Source organism: Paenibacillus sp. FSL L8-0435, from assembly GCF_037965655.1.
In the GTDB taxonomy this organism is placed as follows: domain Bacteria; phylum Bacillota; class Bacilli; order Paenibacillales; family Paenibacillaceae; genus Paenibacillus.
On record NZ_CP150185.1, the window covers coordinates 4,156,484 to 4,180,967 of the forward strand.

Annotated in this window: 27 protein-coding genes; 13 read left to right on the forward strand and 14 right to left on the reverse strand. The window is 35.1% G+C overall.

Annotated features, from left to right (window positions below; all coding sequences use genetic code 11):
* Positions 1-90: 90 nt before the first annotated feature.
* The 14 genes from NST33_RS18430 to NST33_RS18495 form a co-directional block, all read right to left on the reverse strand.
* A complete protein-coding gene (locus NST33_RS18430) occupies positions 91-306 on the reverse strand; it encodes a hypothetical protein (protein WP_339304528.1) in 216 nt (71 codons plus the stop codon).
* A gap of 28 nt (positions 307-334) precedes the next feature.
* Positions 335-577, reverse strand: a complete 243-nt coding sequence (locus NST33_RS18435) for a hypothetical protein (RefSeq protein WP_339304530.1) — start codon at positions 575-577, stop codon at positions 335-337.
* A 118-nt stretch (positions 578-695) separates the two neighbouring features.
* On the reverse strand, positions 696-1,037 hold the full coding sequence (locus tag NST33_RS18440; protein ID WP_339304531.1) for a hypothetical protein: 342 nt from the start codon (positions 1,035-1,037) through the stop codon (positions 696-698).
* Between the two features lie 262 nt (positions 1,038-1,299).
* A complete protein-coding gene (locus NST33_RS18445) occupies positions 1,300-1,923 on the reverse strand; it encodes a hypothetical protein (RefSeq protein ID WP_339304533.1) in 624 nt (207 codons plus the stop codon).
* Between the two features lie 163 nt (positions 1,924-2,086).
* Entirely contained in the window at positions 2,087-2,293 is a 207-nt protein-coding gene (locus tag NST33_RS18450) for a hypothetical protein (protein WP_339304534.1), read from the reverse strand.
* Between the two features lie 475 nt (positions 2,294-2,768).
* Complete coding sequence (locus tag NST33_RS18455) at positions 2,769-4,316, reverse strand: DEAD/DEAH box helicase (RefSeq protein WP_339308728.1); 1,548 nt, start codon at positions 4,314-4,316, stop codon at positions 2,769-2,771.
* 96 nt (positions 4,317-4,412) lie between these two features.
* Positions 4,413-4,661 (reverse strand): hypothetical protein, encoded by a 249-nt coding sequence (locus NST33_RS18460; RefSeq protein ID WP_339304536.1) that lies wholly within the window; start codon positions 4,659-4,661, stop codon positions 4,413-4,415.
* Positions 4,662-5,214: 553 nt separating this feature from the next.
* Entirely contained in the window at positions 5,215-5,415 is a 201-nt protein-coding gene (locus NST33_RS18465) for a hypothetical protein (protein WP_339304538.1), read from the reverse strand.
* A 48-nt stretch (positions 5,416-5,463) separates the two neighbouring features.
* Positions 5,464-5,616, reverse strand: coding sequence for a hypothetical protein (locus NST33_RS18470; RefSeq protein ID WP_339304540.1), 153 nt, complete (start codon positions 5,614-5,616; stop codon positions 5,464-5,466).
* A gap of 175 nt (positions 5,617-5,791) precedes the next feature.
* On the reverse strand, positions 5,792-5,998 hold the full coding sequence (locus NST33_RS18475; RefSeq protein ID WP_339304542.1) for a helix-turn-helix domain-containing protein: 207 nt from the start codon (positions 5,996-5,998) through the stop codon (positions 5,792-5,794).
* A gap of 11 nt (positions 5,999-6,009) precedes the next feature.
* Positions 6,010-6,168: a hypothetical protein gene (locus tag NST33_RS18480; protein ID WP_339304544.1), complete on the reverse strand. Its 159-nt coding sequence runs from the start codon at positions 6,166-6,168 to the stop codon at positions 6,010-6,012.
* 99 nt (positions 6,169-6,267) lie between these two features.
* Complete coding sequence (locus NST33_RS18485; RefSeq protein ID WP_339304546.1) at positions 6,268-6,408, reverse strand: hypothetical protein; 141 nt, start codon at positions 6,406-6,408, stop codon at positions 6,268-6,270.
* Between the two features lie 1,044 nt (positions 6,409-7,452).
* Entirely contained in the window at positions 7,453-9,693 is a 2,241-nt protein-coding gene (locus NST33_RS18490) for an AAA family ATPase (RefSeq protein ID WP_339304548.1), read from the reverse strand.
* Positions 9,690-10,739: a site-specific integrase gene (locus tag NST33_RS18495; RefSeq protein WP_339304550.1), complete on the reverse strand. Its 1,050-nt coding sequence runs from the start codon at positions 10,737-10,739 to the stop codon at positions 9,690-9,692. The genes NST33_RS18490 and NST33_RS18495 overlap by 4 nt, the downstream gene beginning before the upstream one ends.
* Before the next feature lie 156 nt (positions 10,740-10,895).
* Between NST33_RS18495 and NST33_RS18500 the strand changes: the two genes are divergently transcribed.
* The 13 genes from NST33_RS18500 to NST33_RS18560 all read left to right on the forward strand — a co-directional run bounded on the left by NST33_RS18500 (position 10,896) and on the right by NST33_RS18560 (position 24,474).
* Entirely contained in the window at positions 10,896-11,096 is a 201-nt protein-coding gene (locus tag NST33_RS18500) for a hypothetical protein (RefSeq protein WP_339304552.1), read from the forward strand.
* Positions 11,097-11,137: 41 nt separating this feature from the next.
* Positions 11,138-13,714, forward strand: a complete 2,577-nt coding sequence (locus NST33_RS18505; protein ID WP_339304554.1) for a hypothetical protein — start codon at positions 11,138-11,140, stop codon at positions 13,712-13,714.
* Positions 13,715-13,906: 192 nt separating this feature from the next.
* Entirely contained in the window at positions 13,907-14,230 is a 324-nt protein-coding gene (locus NST33_RS18510; protein WP_339304556.1) for an HU family DNA-binding protein, read from the forward strand.
* A gap of 138 nt (positions 14,231-14,368) precedes the next feature.
* Positions 14,369-14,563 carry a YonK family protein gene (locus NST33_RS18515; RefSeq protein ID WP_339304558.1) on the forward strand — a complete coding sequence of 65 codons (195 nt, stop codon included), beginning with the start codon at positions 14,369-14,371 and terminating at the stop codon, positions 14,561-14,563.
* Between the two features lie 11 nt (positions 14,564-14,574).
* Entirely contained in the window at positions 14,575-15,861 is a 1,287-nt protein-coding gene (locus NST33_RS18520) for a hypothetical protein (RefSeq protein WP_339304560.1), read from the forward strand.
* A 169-nt stretch (positions 15,862-16,030) separates the two neighbouring features.
* The gene (locus tag NST33_RS18525) at positions 16,031-16,672 is read left to right on the forward strand and encodes an AP2/ERF family transcription factor (protein ID WP_339304562.1); all 642 of its coding nucleotides are present in this window, start codon (positions 16,031-16,033) and stop codon (positions 16,670-16,672) included.
* 192 nt (positions 16,673-16,864) lie between these two features.
* Positions 16,865-17,920 carry a hypothetical protein gene (locus tag NST33_RS18530; protein ID WP_339304564.1) on the forward strand — a complete coding sequence of 352 codons (1,056 nt, stop codon included), beginning with the start codon at positions 16,865-16,867 and terminating at the stop codon, positions 17,918-17,920.
* 168 nt (positions 17,921-18,088) lie between these two features.
* A complete protein-coding gene (locus NST33_RS18535; RefSeq protein ID WP_339304565.1) occupies positions 18,089-19,789 on the forward strand; it encodes a terminase in 1,701 nt (566 codons plus the stop codon).
* A gap of 16 nt (positions 19,790-19,805) precedes the next feature.
* A complete protein-coding gene (locus tag NST33_RS18540) occupies positions 19,806-21,383 on the forward strand; it encodes a hypothetical protein (protein WP_339304567.1) in 1,578 nt (525 codons plus the stop codon).
* Positions 21,380-21,556: a hypothetical protein gene (locus NST33_RS18545; RefSeq protein ID WP_339304569.1), complete on the forward strand. Its 177-nt coding sequence runs from the start codon at positions 21,380-21,382 to the stop codon at positions 21,554-21,556. Before NST33_RS18540 ends, NST33_RS18545 begins: the two co-directional genes overlap by 4 nt.
* Positions 21,543-22,982 (forward strand): hypothetical protein, encoded by a 1,440-nt coding sequence (locus tag NST33_RS18550; RefSeq protein ID WP_339304571.1) that lies wholly within the window; start codon positions 21,543-21,545, stop codon positions 22,980-22,982. The genes NST33_RS18545 and NST33_RS18550 overlap by 14 nt, the downstream gene beginning before the upstream one ends.
* A 25-nt stretch (positions 22,983-23,007) precedes the next feature.
* The gene (locus NST33_RS18555; protein ID WP_339304573.1) at positions 23,008-23,457 is read left to right on the forward strand and encodes a hypothetical protein; all 450 of its coding nucleotides are present in this window, start codon (positions 23,008-23,010) and stop codon (positions 23,455-23,457) included.
* 27 nt (positions 23,458-23,484) lie between these two features.
* Positions 23,485-24,474: a hypothetical protein gene (locus tag NST33_RS18560; protein ID WP_339304574.1), complete on the forward strand. Its 990-nt coding sequence runs from the start codon at positions 23,485-23,487 to the stop codon at positions 24,472-24,474.
* Positions 24,475-24,484 lie beyond the last annotated feature (10 nt).

The following is a 24,484-nucleotide window of genomic DNA, read 5'->3' on the forward strand; positions in this document are numbered from 1 at the left end:
GTATTATCTTCAACTTGTTAATGTAATTATAGCCTCTTTTCTTATTATTGTCTAGTATTATTTTTGTGTTTATAACTACTCATAATTAACTTATAAGTAGTCTCTCTCTTTGATTAGATCCGCATTTTCTTTAATCCACTTCTTGGCTTTAGCAAGTGTTTTGTGGCTTTCCGACTGACTTTTAAATCGCTCCACAGCCTTTATATTCCAATGGATGGGTTCCACGTCCCATTCGTGCTTAGATCCACCATTGTAAATAACGTAACCCATGTATTCATATAGACCATCGAACTTAGTCTTTTCCAAGTAAATCCCTCCTGTAAGGATCATTATATCACTTCATGTAGGCCGGTACTTGTTTGCCTTGAAGTTCACACTCTTCACGGAAGCGCTGCTTCCACTTTTCGCTACTTTCCTTGCGCATTGCATCTAGTCGAGCAGTTTCTTTTGCTGCGAACTCTGCACAGAGGCGTTCATGATTAGCACGTTCTTCCGCGAGTCGAACATTGATTGCCTCGATTCGAGCCGCTTCTTTCTGTACTTTAGCTTCTTTGATTCCTTTGAATAATTTAAACATATGTATCGTCTCCTTATTTGTTAACTTGATAATGTAATTATAACACCTATATACAATGTTTTCTAGTATTATCTTTGTATACTAAAAGAGATTCCTAAGTGGAATCCCTGAGTAATAATTATTTAACTTTGACCGTCCATATCTCTACTTCTTCATCATCATTTAATGGTTCAACATAAGTAACGATAGCCTGCTTGCCTTGATACTGCTTACGCAATACATTGGTAAATGACTTGTCCTCTTTAGTTGTAGCAATAGCGGTCACCTGTAACACCCAGAAACGCCCATCCTGATCCTTAGCAGTGTGTGCCACATAGTAACCGCTACCTTTCATGTAGTACACCTTATCGACCTTCATAGTCGCTTGCTTAACCTCTTGGTTGATCCCTTTTGCCATACTCACACCGGACATCATCAACGACAATACAAACACCATCAACATTACAGTAAACTTTTTCAATTCAACACACATCCATTCCTATATTATTTTAGTCTATTTATTAAATGAATTAATCAGTTCAAGGTGTTGACTGAAGGATAACCCTGCTGACGAACGTTTAGTCTGATTCTGTGAATTTACTCTTTGCTCTGGTTGCTTAAACGATGCGTATGGATTAGCTTTATGTACTGGATGTATGTAATAGATTCTTAGCATGTAATTTCCTCCTTTGTTATTGGTTCATTATCTATGTAAAAGGCCACTTTCATGGACTCTTGGTTTATTAAATTTTCGATACTTCATCGATGAACAATTCATACGCTTTATTATTGGATGGTTTGAATTCCCCAGTATCGCATCCAACAAGATAGAAGCGTCCATCCATTTGGTAATACTCTTGAGATTCACCGTAATTATCAAATTTCTGAATGAGTATGCCATTGTTGAGGATACTCTTCTTAAGTTCGGCAGTAATGCCCATATAAAGCGCGCAATGTTTACATAAGAGTTTAACAAGAGGCAATGCTTCTTTTTCGAATTTCTCTTCCTGTTCAATACCCTCTCTCCATGCATCATATGAAGTGTAATGAAGACTTAATGTTGAATTACAGGACTTGCAGAGCAAAGTATAATTATCGTTCCAATCTGTGTAGTCAACCTCAAACAGATTAGATTTGCATTCTTCACACTTGCATTTTGTTTCAAAAGAATACTCATACTCGGATTTATCAACTTGATAGATGGCAGCGTCAACCTCATCAGTAGTTAACTTGGAAGCTTCTTCAATTGAATACCCATTAAACCTAACAAGATCAGCACGAAGGTTCATATCAACATTAGAGAAATCAATTGTTCCAGCATTCAAGGTTTGAATGTGAGACTTCAAAGAGATAGATGAGATTGACATTATAATTACCACCTTATAATTTATTATTTTTGTGTTATTTTATATTAACGAAGGATCAATGCTCCTACGATTGTTTTACTCTTCAATGCTTGCTTACGTGCCCATTGTGACTTCATAATTGCCAGTTTAGTCTGACTCATTTGGTTTCAACTCCTGTCATTATCTATGTTGTTTGAACATTGTCACAGATTATAGTTCCAACGAAACAAATAACTCCCGCCAACATGATGATAGCCCCATAGCCCATCAAAGTTTGCATTGATTCGGTGTAACTCAGATCACTAGTCATACCGTAACCTATCATCATAAATCCTCCAAAGAACATTACTAGTGCCGTTACCAATATAATCGCCATCAATTTTTCTTTCATTTTAATTCCTCCGTCTCGTTTGTTTTCCCTTACCTGATAAATCTAATTATACATGATATATGTTATAATGTACAGTATTATCTTAGTGTTTTAACGCAAATAAGCCACCTTTTTTATGGGTGACCTAAATGAGTTGTAGATTAGAATTGAGTTAAAGGGAGTTAATAAACCAAATGACATACACAACGGTTTTTGTTGTGGATGAAGGTGAAGCGACAGCCATGGAGTGAAACGGAATGGATCTCGCCACCTATTATTAAGTGTAAGATGAGATTCAATATGATTAATTCCATTTTCCTTATGTATCAACGATTTTTAAAGTTTTACTACATCAAAAATAATCAATTATGTACTTTCATTTTCCACGTTTTGGACGCAAAAAAATTCAAAAACCCTTATGTATCAACGGTTTCAAGCATGTTATTACCTATTAAAAACCCTTATATAAAGGATTATTCCACGATTTGGACGCAAGCTACACGTCAAAAGCCTGATATTTAGCCAAAATCCAGCATCTCTTGTTGTAATTTGGGTTGATTTGACCGTCCTCCAATTTTCGTCTTCTGTCTTTGTTCGTTCTGTCATTATTATTTAAACTATAAGGTAAATCATTCTTCAAGAAGTACATGTTTAACTGATCACAATCCTTCTGTAATCTGCCACGTCCATCTCTTAAATCAATTCTTTTGATTAATTCAGCCTGATCATCCTTGTATAAGCGCTTTCCTACAATACAATCCAGATAATCTGATATTGTAGCTTTATTGACTGTATCATCCAACACACTGTGATTCACTTGGCCTAGCTTATCTTTCATATAGTTGATGTATCCTTCCTCTTTGTTAAGTAAGTTATTGTATAAATTTTGATCATAGCATTCTTTAAAGTATCTTATTTCATTTACTACCTTCTCATATCCAACCACGTTTTTTGCTGCTTTGTCGTAGATAAGAGGATTATTGCTTCTGCGATATTTTTTAATATACTCAGCAGATCCGGTTTCAAGTAAATATTTTGCTGGAACAATCGTACGTTCACATTGAACCATTTTCTTATTCATCATCTTGTTAGACATGTCTTTGATTATGATAGTAACCTTATCTCGACCATCTATAATACGCTTTCTGCCTAAACATTGGATTAGAGTATCCACATCTTCAATATCAGCAATAACATATTTGATCTGTCTGTCTTTGAGGTTAATACCATTATCCAGTGTGGATGTAGTAAATAAGAATTTCTCTTCAAACATTTCATTAACAAGCATGTGACTGATTTTTTCTTTGTCTATTTTCTTCCCTACGCCAGATACTGTTTTCTCAGCACAAACAAAGAGCGAATCCTTAAACAGCAAATGTAAATCTGCTGCTCTAGTTGCTGACTTAGTAAAACATATCACCTTCTGATTCTTAGGAATCGTATGTAGAAACTTTTCTAACACCTTATCGTTTCTATAGAAAATCAATTCTTTAATATGACTATAATCGTGAGGAACATTGTAACTTCTGTATTGGATACCCTTATGTTTGAAGTATTCAATAGAAGAATCTGCTGTAGCTGACATAAAGATTTTTGTTTTGTTGGTATCAGCCAAAATCATATTGAACGAGTCTTCAGTATTAAAATTAAACTTTGACTCCGTTAAGAAATAATGAAACTCATCAGATACAATATATTGATACTTGTTACTGAATACCCTACTCTTCTTGCGTAAAGCACTCTCAATAGTTTGATAAAGAAAGATATCAATCGTATCTCCTTTATTATCTTGTTCAATCTCTCGTTGAAATTGTTCACTTAGTCGTGTTCGGTTAAGTAAGAATAATATCTTGGTTCCTTCACGTTTAGCCTTCTCATAAAGAGTGTTTTTGATGAAGTATGACTTACCTACACCTGTACCAGCTTCAATCGTGATAATCTCACCTTGCTGCCATTGTTCAACTTCTTTGCCTATGATGTCTGTTACTGTGAGTCTCTTTTTGCGAGCAATAGCTTTAGTCCTCCCTTCCGTAATAAGTGATATGAATCATGTATGTAAAACTCTATAACAGAGTGGAAGTGTATATCCTTTAATAAATATTTAATATATTATTATTGTGTTAAATGACAAGGGAAAAGACTATTCCCCTTTGACTATGCTTAACAACTTAACAGTGTACTCTTCTAGAAATATTCTAATTTGCTCCTGTGCTAAATCCTCATTTGAAATAGATCCATGTTTATATGCTTCCATTACACCCAATAAATCATCAACCGTATATCCTACAGCATTATTGTATGCTTCAGTATTGTTAGGTGTAATGACATCGTCTATGATAGTTTGTTTAAGTTGCTTATCTTTGTTGTATAAGTTATCAAAGCTATTCATATGTAACTCCTCCTCATTAATTGTATTGGCTACTACATTGCCAAATGTAATCATACGTATTATACCCCATTCATATGTAATTGTAATTTGGATTGTTCATGTGGTTGAAACCAGTAGCCACAGTTAGAACACCGTGACTACCTTGATATATGTATTGCTTATGATAAGACTGACAATGGCATGACGCTTATTGAACCCTTGAACCTTATATTTATATGCTTGCCTACCTTCATCCCATTCATGTGTTATAGTCTTTGGATGCTTAAGGATGAACAGTAAACGTTCAATAGTAAAATTTCTATCTGGTTGAGATAGTCGTTGTTCAGCATGTGATGATAATATGATATGTCTCTGTGATGCTAGTTGTGGTATAAGTGTAAGTAATGTATCAGTTGATAATGGTTCATGTATCATGATGTTCACCCCCTATAGTGGATTGCTTATTTGATAATCTAATTATACCATTTAACTATATAAATTGAAAGTATTATCTTTGTGTAAATGAATAAGAAAAGAGATTCCTCACTGGAATCCCCAAGCAAATTTATTCAATTCATTTATGCTGTAAATAATAATGAAGAATTGTGATAGCTTCATTATCAGATGGAGTTATCCAGTTTTTTTCTAAAATATATTCTTTAGCTTTCTCAGCATTTTCAGATTCAAAATTTATAATATTTTCATATTCTTCAAACTCACCATTTGCATACTTGATTTGAGAATGCCATTTAACATACGCCATATATTTGTTCATTATTATTCCTCCTATTATTGTTAATTTAATTTTACTGCTGTTCTATTTTTATTTACTCCACGAATCTACATTGAATTTGTTTTTGACATAGCTTGCTGCTTTCTTTCCACTCTTTTTTTCAGTTGAGTTAACAAATTTCAGAATATCTTTTCTTAATCTTGCTTGCATTTCGTCAAACGTTTCTCTTTTGTTGTTAACCATTATAATGGCCTCCATTCAAATATGTTTATGTATTTGTTTAACTTGTTAATGTAATTATAGCACGAAATAAAGTATTAGTACAGTATTATTTTTGTGTAATTGACTATTTGCTGTTATTATTTAACTTTTCTTGATCGCTCCACAGATCCTATTGCAGATCCATAGAGCGATCATGTTAACCATGCTTAGGATTAGGTTGGTCTCTAAGTAGTAGCCATGTCCTACTCACCTTATGCGCTATAACATTATCCTCATTGCATAAGTTCTTAATGTACCCTTGAGACAATCCCCATAACTCAGATGCCTCTTCAGTAGTCATGAGCTGAGACATAATAGAATCCATTTTGAGTTGTAGTTGTTCTTTAGTTGGTTCATTAGTCACGTTGATTCCTCCTACTTACGTTTAATATATATAACACCTGAGATGAGTGAGTATGCAGCTACTATGAGCAGCAATGTAGAGGCCCAATTAGTATTGATGGATAAAGCAATCGTAGACAATACACCTGTGAGTACAAGACGTTCAATACCTTCTCGTTTATGTTTATTCATTGTTTGACCAGTCCTTTCTGTTTATTTGACACCTGTGTACGGAGTGATGTATTATGTTGGTGAGAAAGGGAGCCTCTAACTCCCTCTCTCGTTTATATCTTATCTCTTGCGGCGATTACGTTTCTTTTGGGACGTTTTCGCTTTTTTCTTTTTCTCCTTCCATTCTAGTATGTCTTTAGTGATGAGTCTTACAAAGGTGAGCGTTCCGATGATGACTCCAATCTTACCCCAGATGTCCATATGTATCACCTCCTTACATATATAATTATACCATGTGCGTTACCGCATGTAAAGATATTTATTATCTTTGTGTTATTAAATTTGAAATATAAAATTGAGAATTGGTGCATATTGAATTGAGATTGCTAAGTGGATAAGTGAAATGTAAAAATGGAAATGAAAAGTTGGATTCGAGATTTAAAATAGGAATTGCTGAGATTAAAATTGAGTTGAGATTATACATATGCCAAGTTAAGACTATAGAGAGAGCTATAGTGTATGGATAGATGAGAGCAATGTGAAAAGTAGACTGGTATGTGGGTGATGAGAGTGTAATAGTGATGAGTGAGATAGATTAAGATGACAATGATAAGATAAGTGGATGAGTTATAGTTGAGATAGTTATGTGGGTGATATAGTAGACAAATATCAATTAGATTATAATAAGTCATGATTTATGCAAACACTGTTACCCAGCGATTGATATGCCCCCATAGGGTATATCGTATGTGAGATGGAAATTTAGAATTTTTTTGAGTTTTCGAATATTTTTTTGAAAATTATATTGACAATCAGGCAGCATACTGGATCAGTTGTAGGTGTGTTGGTGAGTGCGTCTATCAGTAATACAATGTATCTTATATACCTGATAGAACCATAGGTGGGGGGTACATTTACACCCAGAAAGTAATAATATCTGGAAAATAATCCGCTAGCACTTCTCAATGGGTCATCAAGTTATTTTGACTTACATATTTTCAGCCTAATTTTCGTGTACTCCCAATCGTACTCCCAATCGTAAAACTATAGATTTATCAACGTTTTAATATATTTATTTCCTATCATATTGGCTGAATTTTAGTCTCTTTTCACCCCAAATACTCATTTTTCCCTTATTCTATAAGCCTTTTACGATTCGATGCATGCATTTCAGCTATTATTATTCTTATTTTCCCTTGATACATATATGTTTTTGCATCGATTATGTCTCAATCTACGATGCTATAATTTTAATACAAAAAGCCCACTGGACTCTTTCATCCAATGGGCTCAATTTTTCATATTTTAATTAATCTCTCTTAACAGGTTGCACAGATGAGTATTTCTTCTCTTGCTTTCTACTTTTCTAATGGCAAAGTTTAATGTCTCTGCCTGAGTTAAGAATATACACTTAGATACACTTCTCGTTATTGCTGTATAAATCAAGTTGGCACTAATTTGAAACTTATTGGATCTATCCACAACTATTAATGTTGCTTCACTAGAACTTCCTTGACTCTTATGTATTGTTAATGCCCAAGCAGATAATAATTGAGCTGCTAAACCTATATCTAATCTAACAAGTTGATCATCAAACTGAATTATAATTCCTTTTCTTTCACTCTCCGTTAATTCATCGTCACTATTCTTTTTATCATCTTCCAGCTTTATATCGATTACTTTTCCTGAATCCCCATTTACTATATCTGTTCCTTCTTCAGACATGTTCGCTATCTGGTACATATTGACCGTGTTGAGGATATAGTCTCCAACTCTAATTAAACCATCATATCCATATTCATGTTGTTTCTTTGTTGAATCAAATGGATTAACTTGCTCTTGTATGTATTTGTTCAATTCTACAGTTCCCAACTTCCCTTTCTTAGTTGGAGATAGTACCATAATATCTTCAGGTTTATATGTATTTAGTAACAAATTATAATAGTGTTTATATCCCTTTTCAATCTGTATCTGATCAACACAGTGCAGTAAAAAGTCGCTTCCAAACAACTGCTTACCTTCAAAGTCATTATTTACAATTTGTTTACCCTCTCTTATCTTAGTCGCAACATCAAGGATTCCTCCGTCTCCCTGCCTAAATACGATGTCCAATTTAGTCATTGGAATTGCTCCGCTCTCAATAGCATCGTGCAAAAAGTTCCCTGCCTGTACAGATAGCAACTGAAAATCATCACCTACAAATAAGACTCTAGTATTTGGATTCTTAATTTTCGATAACAGTGAAGATAAAATAAAGACATCTGTCATACCAGATTCATCAATAATAACAAAGTCTTCATGAATCTCTAGCATCATCTCTTCTTCCTTATCCATACCAAAACCAATTCTTCTATGTATAGTTTGAGCATTTACTCCTGTGTAGGTACGAGTAACTTTCGCTGCTTTTGCAGATGGGGATAGTAATACATATGTGAGTCCTAATTTATTTAGTAAATCTACAAGGAACTTTTGAAGCTTACTTTTCCCTGTTCCGGCATACCCAATAAGTAAGTTGACTGAATATTTCTGAATACTTCTAAAGAAATCCTTTTGTTGATATGTAAGTCCTTTGGGTATATCTTCTTTATACGTTTCTTCAATCTCCAGAATGTACTTATCAGGATCAAAGTTTAGTGAAATTCCATTTTCCAACATTTCCGCTAATCGTTTCGCTATATACTTTTCAGCGTTGTAAGTTCTAGTAAGGGAAACTTTGTCATCTACAAATACTAATCCATCTGTATCATATAGAAAATTCTCAATCATTACTTCAGCAAGTTCTAGTTTCTCAGAAGCATTCCTCAACAACTCATCCTTTAACATATACGTGTGGCCCTGTTGTTGGTTGTCATCAATGGTGAATCTTATCCCATATTTGATTCTATGTGGATCATCTTTCTTGAAACCCATTAACTGTGCTATCTTGTCAGCTCTTTTAAATCCAAATCCAGATAATTGAGTAAGCTCATATGGGTTGTCTTCAATTTTCTGGATGGCTAATTCCTTTGACCCAAATGTTTTTTCAAGTTTTAAAATAATGTCATAAGTTATGCCGTACTTCCCCAATCGGCTCAATACATCTCTATAGGCTATATTCTCAAGAATTCTGTCTCTTATCTTATTATATGTCTTTGATCCAAACTGTTTAACTTTCTCATATTCAAATTTATTATCTACAATCAGCTTAACAATATCCTCGTTTGGATAGGTTTTATATACTTCCTTTAACTGTAGATCCGTCATAAGTGTCGCTAGGAACGCCTTCTGACCCTCCATTGTCTCAGGAACATCCTGATATATCGATAACACGTTATAACTTGCTCCATATCTTGCATCAACTTTTTCAAGCTCAATTTGAGCTTCATACTCCACACCTAATTCTAGTCGTTGCATGATCCCTTTAACACTAAGATTCCCGTATGAGTTTAAAATCACATTTGGGCTATTGGTGTTACATGAGTATATCCTAAAATCATTTTTGTTATCTGCTTCTTTTCTGGGGAACATCATTTTCTCTGGCGTTAACTTCAATTCAACAATACTCAATTATTCATCTCTCCTTTAATTTGAATTAACTCTTGTGCCTCTCTTTTTATTTGAGACAATGTTCCATTATTTTGCATCATTATTAAGTGTATCAACTCTTCTTTGTTTAATTGCTCAAGAATGGAGTCATCAATTTTATCCTCGATTCTTAAACTTATGCTATTGGAATAGTCTTCTGCCGTATGTTTTCTGTATCTCTCAGTCGTAGATATATTAGAGTGATTGAGGTGTTTCTTTGCCTCTTCTATTGTTCCAAAGCTGGCTGCTACATTTCTCAAACTGTGAAATTTGATATTTCTCTCTGGTAATATGCCCATCTTCTTTTTTATATTGTTCATCATAGTCTGTATCGTATTTGGAGACAGATGAAATATCTTGTCGTCCTTGTATTTGTGATAGTATTTCTGGCCTTTAATTTTCAAGAGTTCATTGTACAGATCTACCGATATGGGCATTGTATGTCTTTTATTTCCCTTACCGATAGTCGTAACCAAGTAATTCTCCGCTAGTGGATTCTTTTTTATATCTGACCATTTCAAAGATAACAGAGAGCTTTTCCGAAAACTCGTCGTATAGGCTGTTCTGATAAGAGCATACTTTTCTTGTCCAAGTTTCCTATCCTGTAAAAATAGTCGAGCCATTTCCTCCGCTTCGTTTAAATATAACGAACCAGTGATTTCTGTGTCATCTGACAACATAGATATCTTTGTATGTTTTGAATTAATAGGGTATTCATTTGTTTCTAAATACTCATATAGACTTTGAATTGGTGCGATATGACTGTTGATTGTTATATGAGTATAATCTGCCTCGTGATCTTTGAGATATTTTTGATACCTCAGCATATCGGCATTGCGAACTTTCAAATCATCAACGGTCAAATGTTCGATATCTTTATTAACATTATGTAACCATAGAAAGAAATTTCGAATACTCCTCTCATAGTTTTTTTGCGTGTGTTTGCTCTCGAACTTGCCTATGAAAGTCATAATGTCTTCATAAACTCTTCTACTATACAACTGAATTACATTGGCTTCGCTTTTCATAAAGCATTCCTCCTTCGACCTCTTGATTTCATTATATATGATAAGCATTTAAAACACAATGATAATACTTGACAATATTTAAATATAAACTTATATTGTATCTACGGACATCAAATCCGAATAAACGAAGGCTACTAAGCCGAAAGGGAAGACTTAATGAGAAAAAGACAACAGGGGAATCATTCAACTATCACATGGGAGGATCGATACTACGATGGATATGGCGATGACCGAGATTATTATGATGAAGAAATGGTATCAGATTATATGAAACAAGGAATTGATGATTGTATCGAATACATAGAAGCGGTAGTAGATCAAGAAGTCTTATGGTTGAAAAACAATACACATAGATAATACATATTATCAAATAAAAAAATTCAGCAAAGGGTGTTTGAATGGCATTGGATAAGCAAGTCTACATATATAGCGTTGACACAAGCGCTTTCTTCACAAGAAAGGAAAGCTTACTTCGTAAAGAAATCAGCAAAGCAAAATTAAAAAAAGAAACCGAGAAAGTTAAAGAGCTAGATAAGAGTTTTCGCAATATCATCGATTCAAATGTACATTTAAAACGTAAACTTAATCCAAATAGTTTATCCATAGCCAATAAAGTCTCATTATTTGAGTCCTCGCTCACAAGAACACTAGGGCTTAAAGAAAACAATACATATGAAGATGTGATTATTGTAGAAACGCACTACTACAGTATCTTTGACAGTCTCATAGAGAATGGCTTTACTGTTAATGATGAAGAATATGTGCCATTTACAGCCTCAGCAGGACAAATTAGAACTAAAAAAACCGTATTTATGAAAAAAGATACTTGGGATAAAGTTAAGCAAACGCTGATGTGTGGTCTCTCAGAGGACAGAATTAACAATTATTATGATATTAGCAAGAACAATAAAAGACTATACGGTGTAAGTATAAATAAATACTTGGCATATTTAGCGCTATGCTCAAGCGCAACTGACCTATGGGAAGGATTCAACATAGATCGTTCAATTGTTGTAGATGATTTCGAAACTTCGATCAATACAACAGTTGATTATGTAGATGATGTCACCTACACAGTTAGTCGCAGAAAAATGGATGTACCCATAAATCATACCGATGGTTGCGGAATGATTTTACCGAAGAAAAGTAAAAAATCATTCATGGTTCGCCTACCATGGGTTAAAGGATTGCTAGTCCCTTTCCCCTTCAATAAATTCGTCGATGAGAAGAATAGGTTCTTGATAGACATTTATGGTAAGAAACACGACGTAATTAAAGAAAAGATAGAGGTTATTTTTACCAAGAGTCAATTTAAGATGTGGAAGTATTATCAAAACTGGGATGAATATAAGTCTCTATATAAGCAACACAATTGTCATGCAAGTTTAACCAATACAGAAGAGGATGAATTAAGCTCAGCGCGACTTTGCTATCAAATGTTGCAAACTCTGACCCTTATCTCCGAAGAAGAACTTGATAAATTAGTATCAGTTACGCGTAATGAAATTCAAGAAACGGTCAGCAATCCAGAGGAAATGCTCAACTTATTGGGGGCAACTAAGGGAATGTTTGAAGATAAAAACAATTTACAACAATCATTATACATATATCCTGAACTTTTATTAGACCCACATGTAAAAAACAAACTTAAGGAAGCAAAAGCTAGTTTGATGAGGAAGGTGTATACAGGAAAAGTTAAGGTCGATGGTTGTTACACTTTTATCGCTCCAGACTTGTATGCTTTTTGTGAGTATTTATTTGAGGGAAATAACAATCCAATGGGTATCTTGAAGAATGGAGAAGTGTCATGCGTTGCAATTCAGAATGGTGAGAAAGTTGATTGTTTGCGGAGCCCTCATCTTTACAAGGAGCATGCTGTTAGATTAAATGTTAAAAATGCTCAAACTCAAGAATGGTTCATTAGCAAAAGTGTTCACACCTCTATTCACGATCCCATCAGTAAAATACTAATGTTTGATTGTGATGGTGATAAGGTAACAGTAAGCAATGATAATACATTAGTAAGTGTTGCCGAAAGGAATATGGCAGACGTTGTACCTCTGTACTATGACATGAAAAAAGCGCCAGCAGAAAAAATCAACAGAAATAGTATAAAGCAGAATCTAAAAAGAGCCTTTAGTGGCAACATTGGTATCATTAGTAATGATATTACGAAACTCTGGAATAGCGATTCCGTAGATATCGATCTTGTTAAAATTAGAACGATGGAAAATAACTTTGAAATTGACGCTGCTAAGACAAACTATAAGCCAGTTCGACCAAAGCATATCAAGCAATTATTTAAACCATTCAATAAAATGAAAATGCCACACTTCTTTTCTTATGAAAAATATAGACTCAAACCACAGGACAGAAAAAACAAGAAATCTAAGCGAACCACTGAGCCTTGGACTAACACTACAACAGTTAACAGACTTAAAGGAATGTTTCCAGATGTCCGTATTAGATTTAAAACAGTGTCCGACAAGTATGAGTTCGACTATAAGAACATGATACACCAAGAAAGAACAAAGGATGATTTATACTACACCATACTTGATAAGTATAAAGAGTTAAATGATACTAAGTGGATGCTGTCTTCTAGAAATAAAAGCAGCGACATTAACAATGCCGACCACCTCCCTGTTTATATTTATATAAGAAATGAGCTTTTGAAAATACATAATGATCCATATTACGTTGCAGATGTTATCATTGAATATCTCTATAATGGATCAAACACAGGATATAAAACAACTCTTTGGTCTAGTTTCGGAGACATAATTGTCGATAATCTTAAAAAAAATCTTGAGTCTAGGATAAAAACATGTGAAAGATGCAATACAGTTTTTTCAAATGTACGGGACAAGAGCACAAACTCTAGGAAGTATTGTGATTCATGCTCTTTGGATGTGAGAAAAGAAAAGGTTAGAGAAAATGTGAAAAACTTAAGAAATAAGAAGAATAACATATAATTATTTTTGTGTAATCATTTCAAAGAACCGCTATATTAAACAAAACGTTGATACATAAGGGTTTACTGAACAATTCGACTATTTTAGATGGGTGTTTTAGGGAGGGTATGCTATTGCAGCTTAATGACAAGTAATAGAAGTTTTAACTGGCATACTTTCACCTCAAAAAACAATTACAAGGGAGATATTTAAATGAATAAATCAGGATTGGTAAACGCAGTAGCAGAAAAAACAGGATTGACTAAAAGAGATACGGAACAAGTTATTAACGAAACTCTAGCAGCTATTACTGAAACTCTAGCAAATGGAGATAAGGTTCAACTCATTGGATTCGGTAATTTTGAAGTTCGCGACACAAAAGAACGTAACGGTGTAAATCCGAAACTCTTGAAAGAGCTAAAAGAACAAGGCGTAGATGAAGCGACCGCAAAAGCACAGGCGAGTGTATATATCCCTGCCTCCAAGAAACCTGCCTTCAAAGCCGCAAAAGCCCTAAAAGATGCTGTAAAAGAGTAATTTTACATACTTTTAACGATAAAATAATACATATATTCAATATATGAAAATGCAGTAAATATGGATAGGCGAGATTAAACCTCTCTCCTCTTCCCTTTTTTTAAATCAATTTTATAAATATATCGGGGGCAATATAATATGGCAAAGAACAAAGATAGTAAAGCGGTTAATCGAACAGGTATGTTTGATATGGATAAAATGCAAATCGTAGCCGAAAGTAAGGATGGATTTCAAACATATGACCTAAAGGCTCTACTTCAAGAATTTGATGGTGAGCAACTTTCTTTCACCCTTGCTTCAGATTTTAACCCGAGTCATTTAGTTAAAGAATAAGGGGTGATTAAATGACTACAACCCCAGAAAAGCTTCTTGAAATTGGGATTAAAAAGAGAAATGGAGATATTGTAGATAGCTGGTCTTCCCTTGCAGAAAACTTTGGTGACGGAATGTTTTCTGATGGTGAACAATATCGTTTATGGGTTAAGAATCGACTCAGGACTGAAGATAGAAATAAAAATAAAACAGCGTCTATTAAAGAAGACTTTAAAGAGTCTATTGAGATCAACAAAGATGGTTCACAAAGTAGCATTAAGCTTATCAAAATGTCTATTGAAGACTCTAAAGATGTAAATTATCTACTAAAGGCACACGGCTATGATACTGACCTGTGGGAACTGACTTCTGCACGTTCGAATATTTGGAATTCATATTCTAAAAAAGATGGAATTATGCAACTATACTCCAGCAAAATCTCCGTCAAGCCTAAGAAAGATGAACTATCGCTTGAGTCAATCCGTTCTACCTTCAAAGAAATGTCAGATATGTACATTCGTCCTTCACACAATCCCGTCCGTTACAGCAAGAATGGGATGATGCTCGAAATTTCTATTGCTGACATTCATCTTGGAAAGCTTGCTTGGCAGGGCGATTCTAATGATACATATAACTGGGAAATTGCAAGAGAGAGATTCTTTCATATTATCAACGATGTTCTAACTAGAACACAGTCTTATAAATTTGAGAAGATTTTATTCTGTTGGAGTAATGATTTCTTCCATTACGATGGTTTAACTAAGACTACAACTGGCGGCACTCCTCAAGATACTGATTTGAAATTCGCACAAATGTATAAAATCGGAACGAAGATGTTGATCGAAGCAGTTGATTTGCTGTCTCAATTTGCCCCAGTAGAAACTTTCTATGTCGGAGCCAATCATGATAAGTTGACAAGTTATGTTGCAACTGAGCATCTTGCTGCATGGTTTAGGAATGATACAAATGTAAAAGTAGACACTGACCCTAAGATTAGGAAATATATTGAATTCGGTAAATGCCTAATTCAATTTTCCCATGGACACGCTGAGGGTAAGCGAATTGGCGAAGTAATGCCCGTAGAAGCCAGAGAAGCATGGGGAAGAACTGTTTATCATGAGGTTCATGCTGGGCATTTTCACTCAGAAAGAACTGTAACAAAAGATAATGGAGTAATTGTTCGCTATCTGAATTCACCTACTGGAGCTGACACTTGGCATTACGAGTCGGGATATGTCGGGGCGTTGAAAGTTGGTCAATCGTTTATTTGGGACAGAGAATTAGGTCTGATGGACGCAATCTATACAACCGTAGAATAGCTAGTGATGGGTGACTCATTGTAGGGTGCACTCCTACTACCCTCCTATTTAATTTGTTTAGGAGGACGTAATTATTAAAAAGATATCTCGTATTGGTGAAATTGGTTACACAAACAATGGACAGAAAATGATAATAGTCTCATATAACAATGCGAAGAGTATTGGAGTAATGTTTGATGATGGATTCGTTCTGGAAGATGTATATTACGTAAATTTCAAAAGGGGAAGTATTACAAACCCGTACACTCCAAGTTTGTGTGGTGTTGGATTTATGGGATATGGAGAATTTGATTCAAATGACAAAGCTCACAATATATGGCGAGGGATGATAGAAAGATGTTACGGTACTAATAAGACTCGCGTAAAAGATACATCATACTCTGATTGTAATGTTTCATCCGACTGGCATAATTATCAAAATTTCGCAAGATGGTATAACGACAATTACTATCAAATTGATGGACAAGTGATGATGCTAGATAAAGATATATTAACTAAGGATAACAAAACATACTCGGAAAATCATTGTATAATTGCACCAAATTCTATAAATATGCTGATCAACGGAAGAACAAGAACGGATAGTGGTGATACACCGCTGGGTGTTTCGTATCATAAAAAAACAAAAAAATATCAAGCTAGTTGCAATAAAAACGGAAAACCGATTTATCTTGGGATATATGATACGCCACAAGAAGCACATACAGTATATAAACAATACAAAGAAAAATTAATTAAAGATATTGCCATCTCACTGCAAAGTAAAATTCCAGATAAACTATTTTCTTCTCTTATGGAATATGAAGTGTGATCTCAATTCTTATCACCTATAACATTAGATTGTAAAATTCAAAAGAATACATAAATCGACTACCTGATTAAATTCGAATCGGGTTTTTTCTTATTTATTTTTACATGGGGAGATTCTGCCATAAGGATCTTTAAACCGGACGCTCCCTCCTACCCCATGGCTTTATTTAATCTACCTCAAGGAAGGTGAAATATGGGAGATAACAAGAAATCATGCACTTCATGTAAGAGAAATTTAACGATTTCCTCTAATTTTTATAAATCATATAGCAAGTTTGATGCAGATCAACACATGTCTATCTGTCGCAGATGCTTAAAAGAAAGCATTGACTACAATGTAATAAAAACAGTAAAAGACACATTAATGCAAATAAATCGTCCCTATATTCATTCAATCTGGATATCCTCGTCTGAGGAAGCTAAGAACAAAAATCAAGATCAGTTTGGCTTATATATTAAAACAATTCAGATGAAAGATTTTCGAGATTTGACATGGAAAGATAGTGATGATGTTGAGGCGACTAAAAAAGCTTCCTCTTCTCCCACTCCCTCGAAAGAAAAAGAATCAGTTAATGATGAACTAAAAATTGAGCAGATTGAATCCGAACTACAAGACAACAATCGACTAGATGTCATCAAAATGCTAGGTTATGATCCTTTTGAATTTGAAAATGAAAGAGATAGACGACATCTATATAATAAGTTAGTCGATTTTCTAGATGAAGGCACATTGGAAGATGGGTTTAAATTACCTACGGTTATTGAAATTGTTAAAACCTTCAACCAACTTGATAAGATAAACAACACCATATCCAATATGACCACAGATGTACAATCGCTAACAACAAATGCAGGAACAATCAAATCACTCATTGACGCAAAAGATAAACTATATAAATCAGTACTTGCTCTTGCCAAAGATAATGGGATTTCTGTAAACCACAATAACAATAAGAGTAAAGGTTCAGGAACACTTAGCGGTATTATCAAGCAACTTCAGGAAAAAGGATTTGAAGAATCTAGTGTCAACTTATTCGATATAGAGACTTGTGCAGGGATGAGTCAAGTTGCTGATATTAGTAATGAGAGCATCTTCAAACAGCTTCAATTTGATGAAAATGACTACTCTGCAATGCTAATAGAGCAAAGAGAAATTATAGGTGATCTGAGTGGAAAAGTAACCAAATACGAAGAGGAAATAAGAGTTTTGAAAAAAGAACTTCTAAAGTTAACAGAGAAAAACATTTGACAATTACAGAATGAGGAAAGAATCTCCCTGTAATATTGGGGGTGATATGCTCTATGAATAATAAAAATATGTCTACACGTAAAATTGAAGGCTACTTAAAACTAGCTCAGATTATTCAATGGGGACGATAGCAAGAATCCTGTACGTTTTGTTGAGAGATTTTTCGGCATGGAGCTATTGGACTATCAAAAGTATGTATTTATGCAAAGCTGGTCTACTCCATTTGTATTATGGTGCATGGGTCGTTCGAGTGGTAAAACCACTTTGGGTTCCCCGTTTATCATGGCAAAATCATTACTAATTCCTAATTTTGAAGGATATATACTTGCTGGCGTAGGTTCACAATCACAAGAAATGTTCATGAAGATTGAAAAGATTGCAAAACGCGAAATCGCCTCTTTTACCGGACTCACTGATATATTCTACAATGAGACAGTGAAAAGCTCTGCTAATACAGATGGATTTACTCACAATCCCGCATCTTTCTCATATAAGCTTTACAACGGTAGTGTTATCCGATCTCTAAATGGTTCCTTTGATAACAACAGGAGTAAGCGTAGTAATTTAAACTTTTATGATGAATCTGGCTTTGCTCCTGATGAGTTATTTACTACTTCTGAGCCATTTACCACACAAAATAGTGACTTTAGACTAGGTGGAGATGTAGACGTTACTCTCCTACCCAAACAATTCCCCAATCAACTGATATACGCCTCCTCTGCATCCTCTACTGACACATACTTCTATAGAAAGTATAAAGATTTTGCTAAGAAGATGTTTCTGGGTGACAAGCGCTACTTTGTTGCAGATATTAGCAGCGATGTTGTTATTAGCGCGACATACAACGGCATTCTATACCCAGTATCCCTCCTCTCGCAAGAAAAAGTAGATACAGCCATGAGAGACAATAAAGAAAAAGCTATGCGTGAGTATAAAAACATTTTCACAACCGAGGGTTCCGATCAGCAAATTATTAAACGAGCAGCTATCATACGAAATTCCAAAGTGAGTGTTCCCGTGCTTGCAAATGAGGGGAAGAAAAAATTCGTGCTTGCTGTTGACCCTGCAAGACAACACGATAATTCGATCTGTACCCCTGCTGAGTTCTATTTTGATGAGAATGTTGGATGGAAGATGAGTTTAAGTAACTCGGTAAGCTTTGTAGATATCGCCAAGAAGAAGAAGACACCAATGAAAACACCGGATCAAATCAAACATTTCAAAAACTTATTGCTAGATTATAATGGCAAGCAAGCTGCTGATTATGAAAATGTTATGCAAGTACTCATTGACTCTGGTGCAGGTGGATCTGGCGTTTCTTCTTGGGCTGATGGACTATTGGACGACTGGATTGATGAGCGAGGAGTTACCCATAAAGGACTAATCGACTCGAAGCACGATGAATACAAGATACATAATAGTAAATATCCAAACGCAAGCGAGATTTTAACTCTGGTTTCTCCTCAGAAATTCAAGAAAGACATGTTTGATGCGCTAATTGAAATGATGAGCTTAGATTTAATTACATTTACAGAGACGTACGACAACAAGGGATTTTTGACTCTTGTTGATGAAGATGGGGAAAGTAAACAATATAAACTTTCTTTAGATGAAGAAATAGCATTGGTTAATGTAGATATTGCTAAAGAAGAACTCGTAAGTATCTACTCCTTCAAGAGCACAAACGGCAGTGTAAGATATGATCTTCCTCCTGATAAATTAAATAAAATCGGGGATGACAGAGCTTATACAATTGCGATGTTGGCGTGGTATTTGCGGAATCTTAGACGTGAAAGTATTACTAAGAAAACTACAGAAAAAGTTGATTGGGCTAATGCACCATCTTTCATTTCTGCTGTTAATTTTTAAAGTATGGAGGTGAAAAATGTCCACATCCAGTGAAGACTTTGAGGTTGTTTATGCATCAAAGCCTGATGATGATACTGTTATTTTAACTTCTCAAGACAAAGGAAAAGTCTGGCTTGAACAGGCCATGTTTCAATTTGGTAATAATTATAATCAGTATTCTTCTTTTCTTAATGAAAATTCGCTCAATCGGACTCAAATTACTCCTGAAGAATTAGATATGCTTGCAGATAATGCGCAGAACGATTTAGAGAAGATTAAGAAGATTAATTCTATTATTCGTTTTTACATCAATAAGGACGATCTAATTGGTCTAGTTTATGAAACGATAGAAAGTAATATAAACACAGATTATAGATTATCTTTTCCAGAAGTTGACGGTGAGATAGACAGCTTAAAAAGGGCAAAAGATATCATCGAAAAGTTCAATTCACAGATAAATCTAAAACATCTGATGCGCAAGTCCATTCCGCTTGCTTATTCCGAGGGCAATTACCCCATGTATTTGCGCTCTAAGAACAATAGTTATGTAGTTGATCATTATCCGCTAGGAGTCGTAGAGGTTAGTGATTACGAGATTGATGGCGAACCTGTTTTACTAATTAATATGACCGAACTTAAATCAAGACTACAAAAAACAAACAAGAAAAGTAAAAAAGGTAAGAGTCTTTTCTTTGATAAGCTTGAGGATGAAATTAAGAACAATTATCCTTCAGAAGTCTATAAGGGCCTCCAAGAAAAAGATACATATGTCAAACTAGATATTAAGAAGTCTGGAATTATTCGTTTGAACAACATGAACAGAAAGTATGGTCTAACCTCAATTTTCCGCGCGCTAAAATCCTCTCTCATGCTTGAAACATTTGAGCGTACAGATCGAATAAATGCTAAAGCAAAAGCCAAGAAGATCATCTTTCAAAAACTCCACAAAGAAATATTGGGTCAGGATTACAATAAACAGGCATTTGAAGAAATGGCATATGCACACACCAACCTTATGTCTGCTTGGAAGAATGAGACAGTAGTTTATACTGGAGCTGCCTTTGTTGAGGACGTTAAATATGTCGAACCTAAGACGGAAAATATCAATATTGAGAATGTAAATTATCATCGTAACAAGCAGATGACTTCATTAGGTATTAACTTCCTTAATGTTGGCTCAGGACAATCTTACACCACAGCAAATATCTCAATTACTGAACTGATGAAGACCATAAATAAAATATCAGAGCAGTTAGAAGATATTCTTGAAAAATGGTACAAAGTAGTCCTTGAGACCAACGGCATCTCTCTAGAACATTGTCCTTCCATTAGGTTAATTGATTCCGAAGAGTTAAATAAAGAATTAAAACTTAAACTTGCAGAGTTGTTATACAGTAAATTCAACTCCTCTTACGAAACAGCGTATGGCCTTCTAGGAATTAACGTTGAAGATGAAAAACAACGAAGAATTAAAGAGAATGATGAGAATTATGATGAAATATTCACTCCTCGTTTAACCGCCTATACCAATTCAGGCGATAAATCTGCTGGAAGACCTGTAAATAATAAAGATCCAGATAAGCAACTGCAAGATCAAGATAGGAGAAATTCATGATTGATCAATCTTTAACTTGTCCTTGCTGTAAACATAAGTTTTCAACCAATGACTTGAAGCGCTCTATGCTCCATGCATACGAAAATAATATTGAATTAATTAAAGAAATTTCTAACACTTTCAATATTGAATTAGCTGAAGGAGGTGATAAGAAAGAAAATGGAAACAATTAAGTTCACAAGCCAATTTAAATTAGAAATTAGCGAGTCTGGGGCAGATACCCTAGATGGAAAATTTATTATTTGCGATTTCAACCCAAATGATAATGATGTTGCTCTCACTCGTGACACCATCGACACATGGATTTCAACGCTAATCAACAAGCCGCTTGTTGGGAAAATAATTACGACCACAAACGGAGCTGATTTTTCTGGACACAACATGAAAATTGTGGAAAAGGTTGATGACAACGGTGATAAGTATCAAGAAGTTGAATTTGACACATCTGCATTTGGCAGTTTCTACAAAGTTGAAATCGAAACTATCGATGATATTGAGTACATAGTTGCTTACGCAAAGATATGGAAGAGATTTAGTCAGGCTTGCGAAGTGATTACAAATAGGATGTCTTCTGGGGATGGTATTAAAACGTCTTGGGAAATTCAATCACTGGAAAGTCATTATGAAACTATAGATGGAAAACAGATCAAATATATCGACAACGGTAATTTTATTGGTCATGCCCTACTCGGTTCTACAATTAGACCCGCCTACCCTTCTAGTGGACTTCTTAATGTCGCCTCGCAAGATACAGATAATGAACTATCCAAAGCTCTAGTAAATGATATTTCCGAACACATAAAAAAGGAGGAAAATGAATTGCCTAAAAAAGTAGTCCATGTCTCTGCGCTTACTACTAGAGACTTGCATCAAAAAGTTTATCAAGCTTTAAACCCAAAGGGCTGGAATAGTAATCCTTACTACAGCATTTGGGAGATATACCCTGAAGAACATAAAATTCTGGCTTATGATATCGAACGAGAATCAGAAGATGATTATTTGGTCGTCAATTATACAGTTGATGAAGATACCGTTGTTCTTGGTGAGATCAAAAACACGAAATTAAGTACTTTGATTGCAGAAAAGACTAATGTAAATATTAGCGTGGATTTAAATGAAGCAGCTAAATTGATTGCAGATAAAGAAACGACTAACAAAGAATTAAACGAGTCGATTAAAGAACTTACTTCGGAGGTCGAATCTAAAACAGAAGCATTAGTTGAAGCGGCTTCAAAAATTACCGAGCTTGAAAGTGAAGTTAGTGAGCTTAAGCCTTATAAAGAAAAAGTGGAAGCCGCTGAACTTGAACAGCGTGAAGCAGAAGCAGCTAGTAAAAAAGAAGAACTCAAGACCCTTGCATCAACAGGCAATTACATCTCTAGCGAAGAGATTGAAACTTCAGAATTGATTGCAGAATTAATCGCTAATCTTGATGAAAAGGGTATTAAAGCTCTGATTGCAGAACGTATGATGCAGAAACTAGCTAAAGATCCTAAGCATATCGATGTTTCAACTGCCACAAGCACCAAAGCTAATATTCTTAATGATGATGAAGCGCTTGATCACAGCAAAGTTATGGCTTCATTCTTTAACAACTAAAACATATATTTGGAGGATTTAATAAATGCTAAGACGACTAGAAGTACATGTACATAAAGCAGCAGACGCTACATTCCAAGCAGCCACACCAACAGTCCGAGGACGGCTTGCTCAGAAGGATTTTTCCACAAAAACTATTGTGTCTCCTACATCGCAAGAAGGTCTCTATTGGGTGAACAAAGATAACTACCCTACTGGCCTACTAAGTCTCGAAGGAGAGCTTTCAGATTACGATGTTCGTTTAGAGAACGTCAAAGCTGGCGAGTTTGTTGTGCTTGAAAAACCACTTCCGGGCGAAGTTTATGCTACCGACCAAATTGCACTAACTGGACTTGCAGAAGGAGATTATCTCGAAGTTGAAATGACAGGAGATAATGCTGGGCAACTGAAGAAAAGTGCGGCTGCATCACAATTTAAGTATCGAGGCACGAAGATCGATAACGGTCACACACTCGGACGAGTAGAAATTCTATAATACATACTATTGGAGGAAAACAACAATATGCTACATACTGAAATTGCAAGTTTGATGAGTGAAAAAGGTAAAATGTACGAATGGGCAACAAAAGTGGATTACAAGAAATCACTTTCTGCCGAAGATAAAGACATCTCTCAAGTTGTTGATGCTTGGGCAAGAAACATTGGCGAAAAAGGATCTGATCCAAATCTAGAACTCTCAAATTTCGTCGTGAAAGTTGTGCAACCTGAGATTTACGATGTACCTGACGAATTGCTAGATGCTATGTTTGATCGAGGTTCGATTGGAGAATTTGATGATTACAAAATGAATGAAAACCCTAAAAACACGCTTGTTGCTCATGATGCAGCTAAGGGTGGCAATGTGGAGAAATCATACATTGATGTTAAAGCAGCAGCTCCGATTTGGAAGCACAAGCAAGTAGAGACTGAAATTTCTTATGCAGATCTTCGCAGAAATGGGTTTAAAACTGTAGCGAACCTGACTGTATTTGCTAAAGAAGCTCTTCAGAACAAAATGTTCTTTGATATCTTCTCTCAAGTTGATGCAGCAATTGCTGGTGGTGAGCAACTCATTAATGCTGGTGGTTCGAACCTGACAACCACAGCTATGGATCAATTGTCTCTTTATTTGATTGATCGAGGAGAAAATCCTTTTACAGTTTCTTTGTCCAAGTACGCTCAACAAATTGCCCGTATGAGTGGTCACGCTCCATATATGAGTGAGGAAATGAAGAATAGTTTTAACCGTTATGGTCTCGTAGACTTCTACAATGGTGTTCGTGTTGGTCAAATTTCTGGAGCTAAACGTACTGGTGACGACATGCAGCTCCTGCCCGATAAGCGTGTGTTTGGTATCGCGGGTAAAATTGGTGCTTTGGATATGCGTGGTCAAGTTCGTGTATATGAAACCTTTGACAATCAGCGTGAGCAAGTACAACTTAAAATCACTGGCTTTGAGTTTGGTACTGCAATCAATAAAATTGATAAGATTGCCAAAATCGTTTTAACATAAAAATAATAAT

Bases quoted from the DNA above. Each gene is read 5' to 3' on its own strand.
- NST33_RS18480 (WP_339304544.1), bottom strand. From the start codon at position 6,168: ATGAATAAACATAAACGAGAAGGTATTGAACGTCTTGTACTCACAGGT.
- NST33_RS18465 (WP_339304538.1), bottom strand. From the start codon at position 5,415: ATGAACAAATATATGGCGTATGTTAAATGGCATTCTCAAATCAAGTAT.
- NST33_RS18495 (WP_339304550.1), bottom strand. From the start codon at position 10,739: ATGAAAAGCGAAGCCAATGTAATTCAGTTGTATAGTAGAAGAGTTTAT.
- NST33_RS18510 (WP_339304556.1), top strand. From the start codon at position 13,907: ATGAATAAATCAGGATTGGTAAACGCAGTAGCAGAAAAAACAGGATTG.
- NST33_RS18505 (WP_339304554.1), top strand. From the start codon at position 11,138: ATGGCATTGGATAAGCAAGTCTACATATATAGCGTTGACACAAGCGCT.
- NST33_RS18435 (WP_339304530.1), bottom strand. From the start codon at position 577: ATGTTTAAATTATTCAAAGGAATCAAAGAAGCTAAAGTACAGAAAGAA.
- NST33_RS18445 (WP_339304533.1), bottom strand. From the start codon at position 1,923: ATGTCAATCTCATCTATCTCTTTGAAGTCTCACATTCAAACCTTGAAT.
- NST33_RS18555 (WP_339304573.1), top strand. From the start codon at position 23,008: ATGCTAAGACGACTAGAAGTACATGTACATAAAGCAGCAGACGCTACA.
- NST33_RS18530 (WP_339304564.1), top strand. From the start codon at position 16,865: ATGGGAGATAACAAGAAATCATGCACTTCATGTAAGAGAAATTTAACG.
- NST33_RS18520 (WP_339304560.1), top strand. From the start codon at position 14,575: ATGACTACAACCCCAGAAAAGCTTCTTGAAATTGGGATTAAAAAGAGA.
- NST33_RS18500 (WP_339304552.1), top strand. From the start codon at position 10,896: ATGAGAAAAAGACAACAGGGGAATCATTCAACTATCACATGGGAGGAT.
- NST33_RS18540 (WP_339304567.1), top strand. From the start codon at position 19,806: ATGTCCACATCCAGTGAAGACTTTGAGGTTGTTTATGCATCAAAGCCT.
- NST33_RS18525 (WP_339304562.1), top strand. From the start codon at position 16,031: ATGTTTGATGATGGATTCGTTCTGGAAGATGTATATTACGTAAATTTC.
- NST33_RS18545 (WP_339304569.1), top strand. From the start codon at position 21,380: ATGATTGATCAATCTTTAACTTGTCCTTGCTGTAAACATAAGTTTTCA.
- NST33_RS18550 (WP_339304571.1), top strand. From the start codon at position 21,543: ATGGAAACAATTAAGTTCACAAGCCAATTTAAATTAGAAATTAGCGAG.
- NST33_RS18515 (WP_339304558.1), top strand. From the start codon at position 14,369: ATGGCAAAGAACAAAGATAGTAAAGCGGTTAATCGAACAGGTATGTTT.
- NST33_RS18560 (WP_339304574.1), top strand. From the start codon at position 23,485: ATGCTACATACTGAAATTGCAAGTTTGATGAGTGAAAAAGGTAAAATG.
- NST33_RS18460 (WP_339304536.1), bottom strand. From the start codon at position 4,661: ATGAATAGCTTTGATAACTTATACAACAAAGATAAGCAACTTAAACAA.
- NST33_RS18535 (WP_339304565.1), top strand. From the start codon at position 18,089: ATGGAGCTATTGGACTATCAAAAGTATGTATTTATGCAAAGCTGGTCT.
- NST33_RS18485 (WP_339304546.1), bottom strand. From the start codon at position 6,408: ATGGACATCTGGGGTAAGATTGGAGTCATCATCGGAACGCTCACCTTT.
- NST33_RS18470 (WP_339304540.1), bottom strand. From the start codon at position 5,616: ATGGTTAACAACAAAAGAGAAACGTTTGACGAAATGCAAGCAAGATTA.
- NST33_RS18450 (WP_339304534.1), bottom strand. From the start codon at position 2,293: ATGAAAGAAAAATTGATGGCGATTATATTGGTAACGGCACTAGTAATG.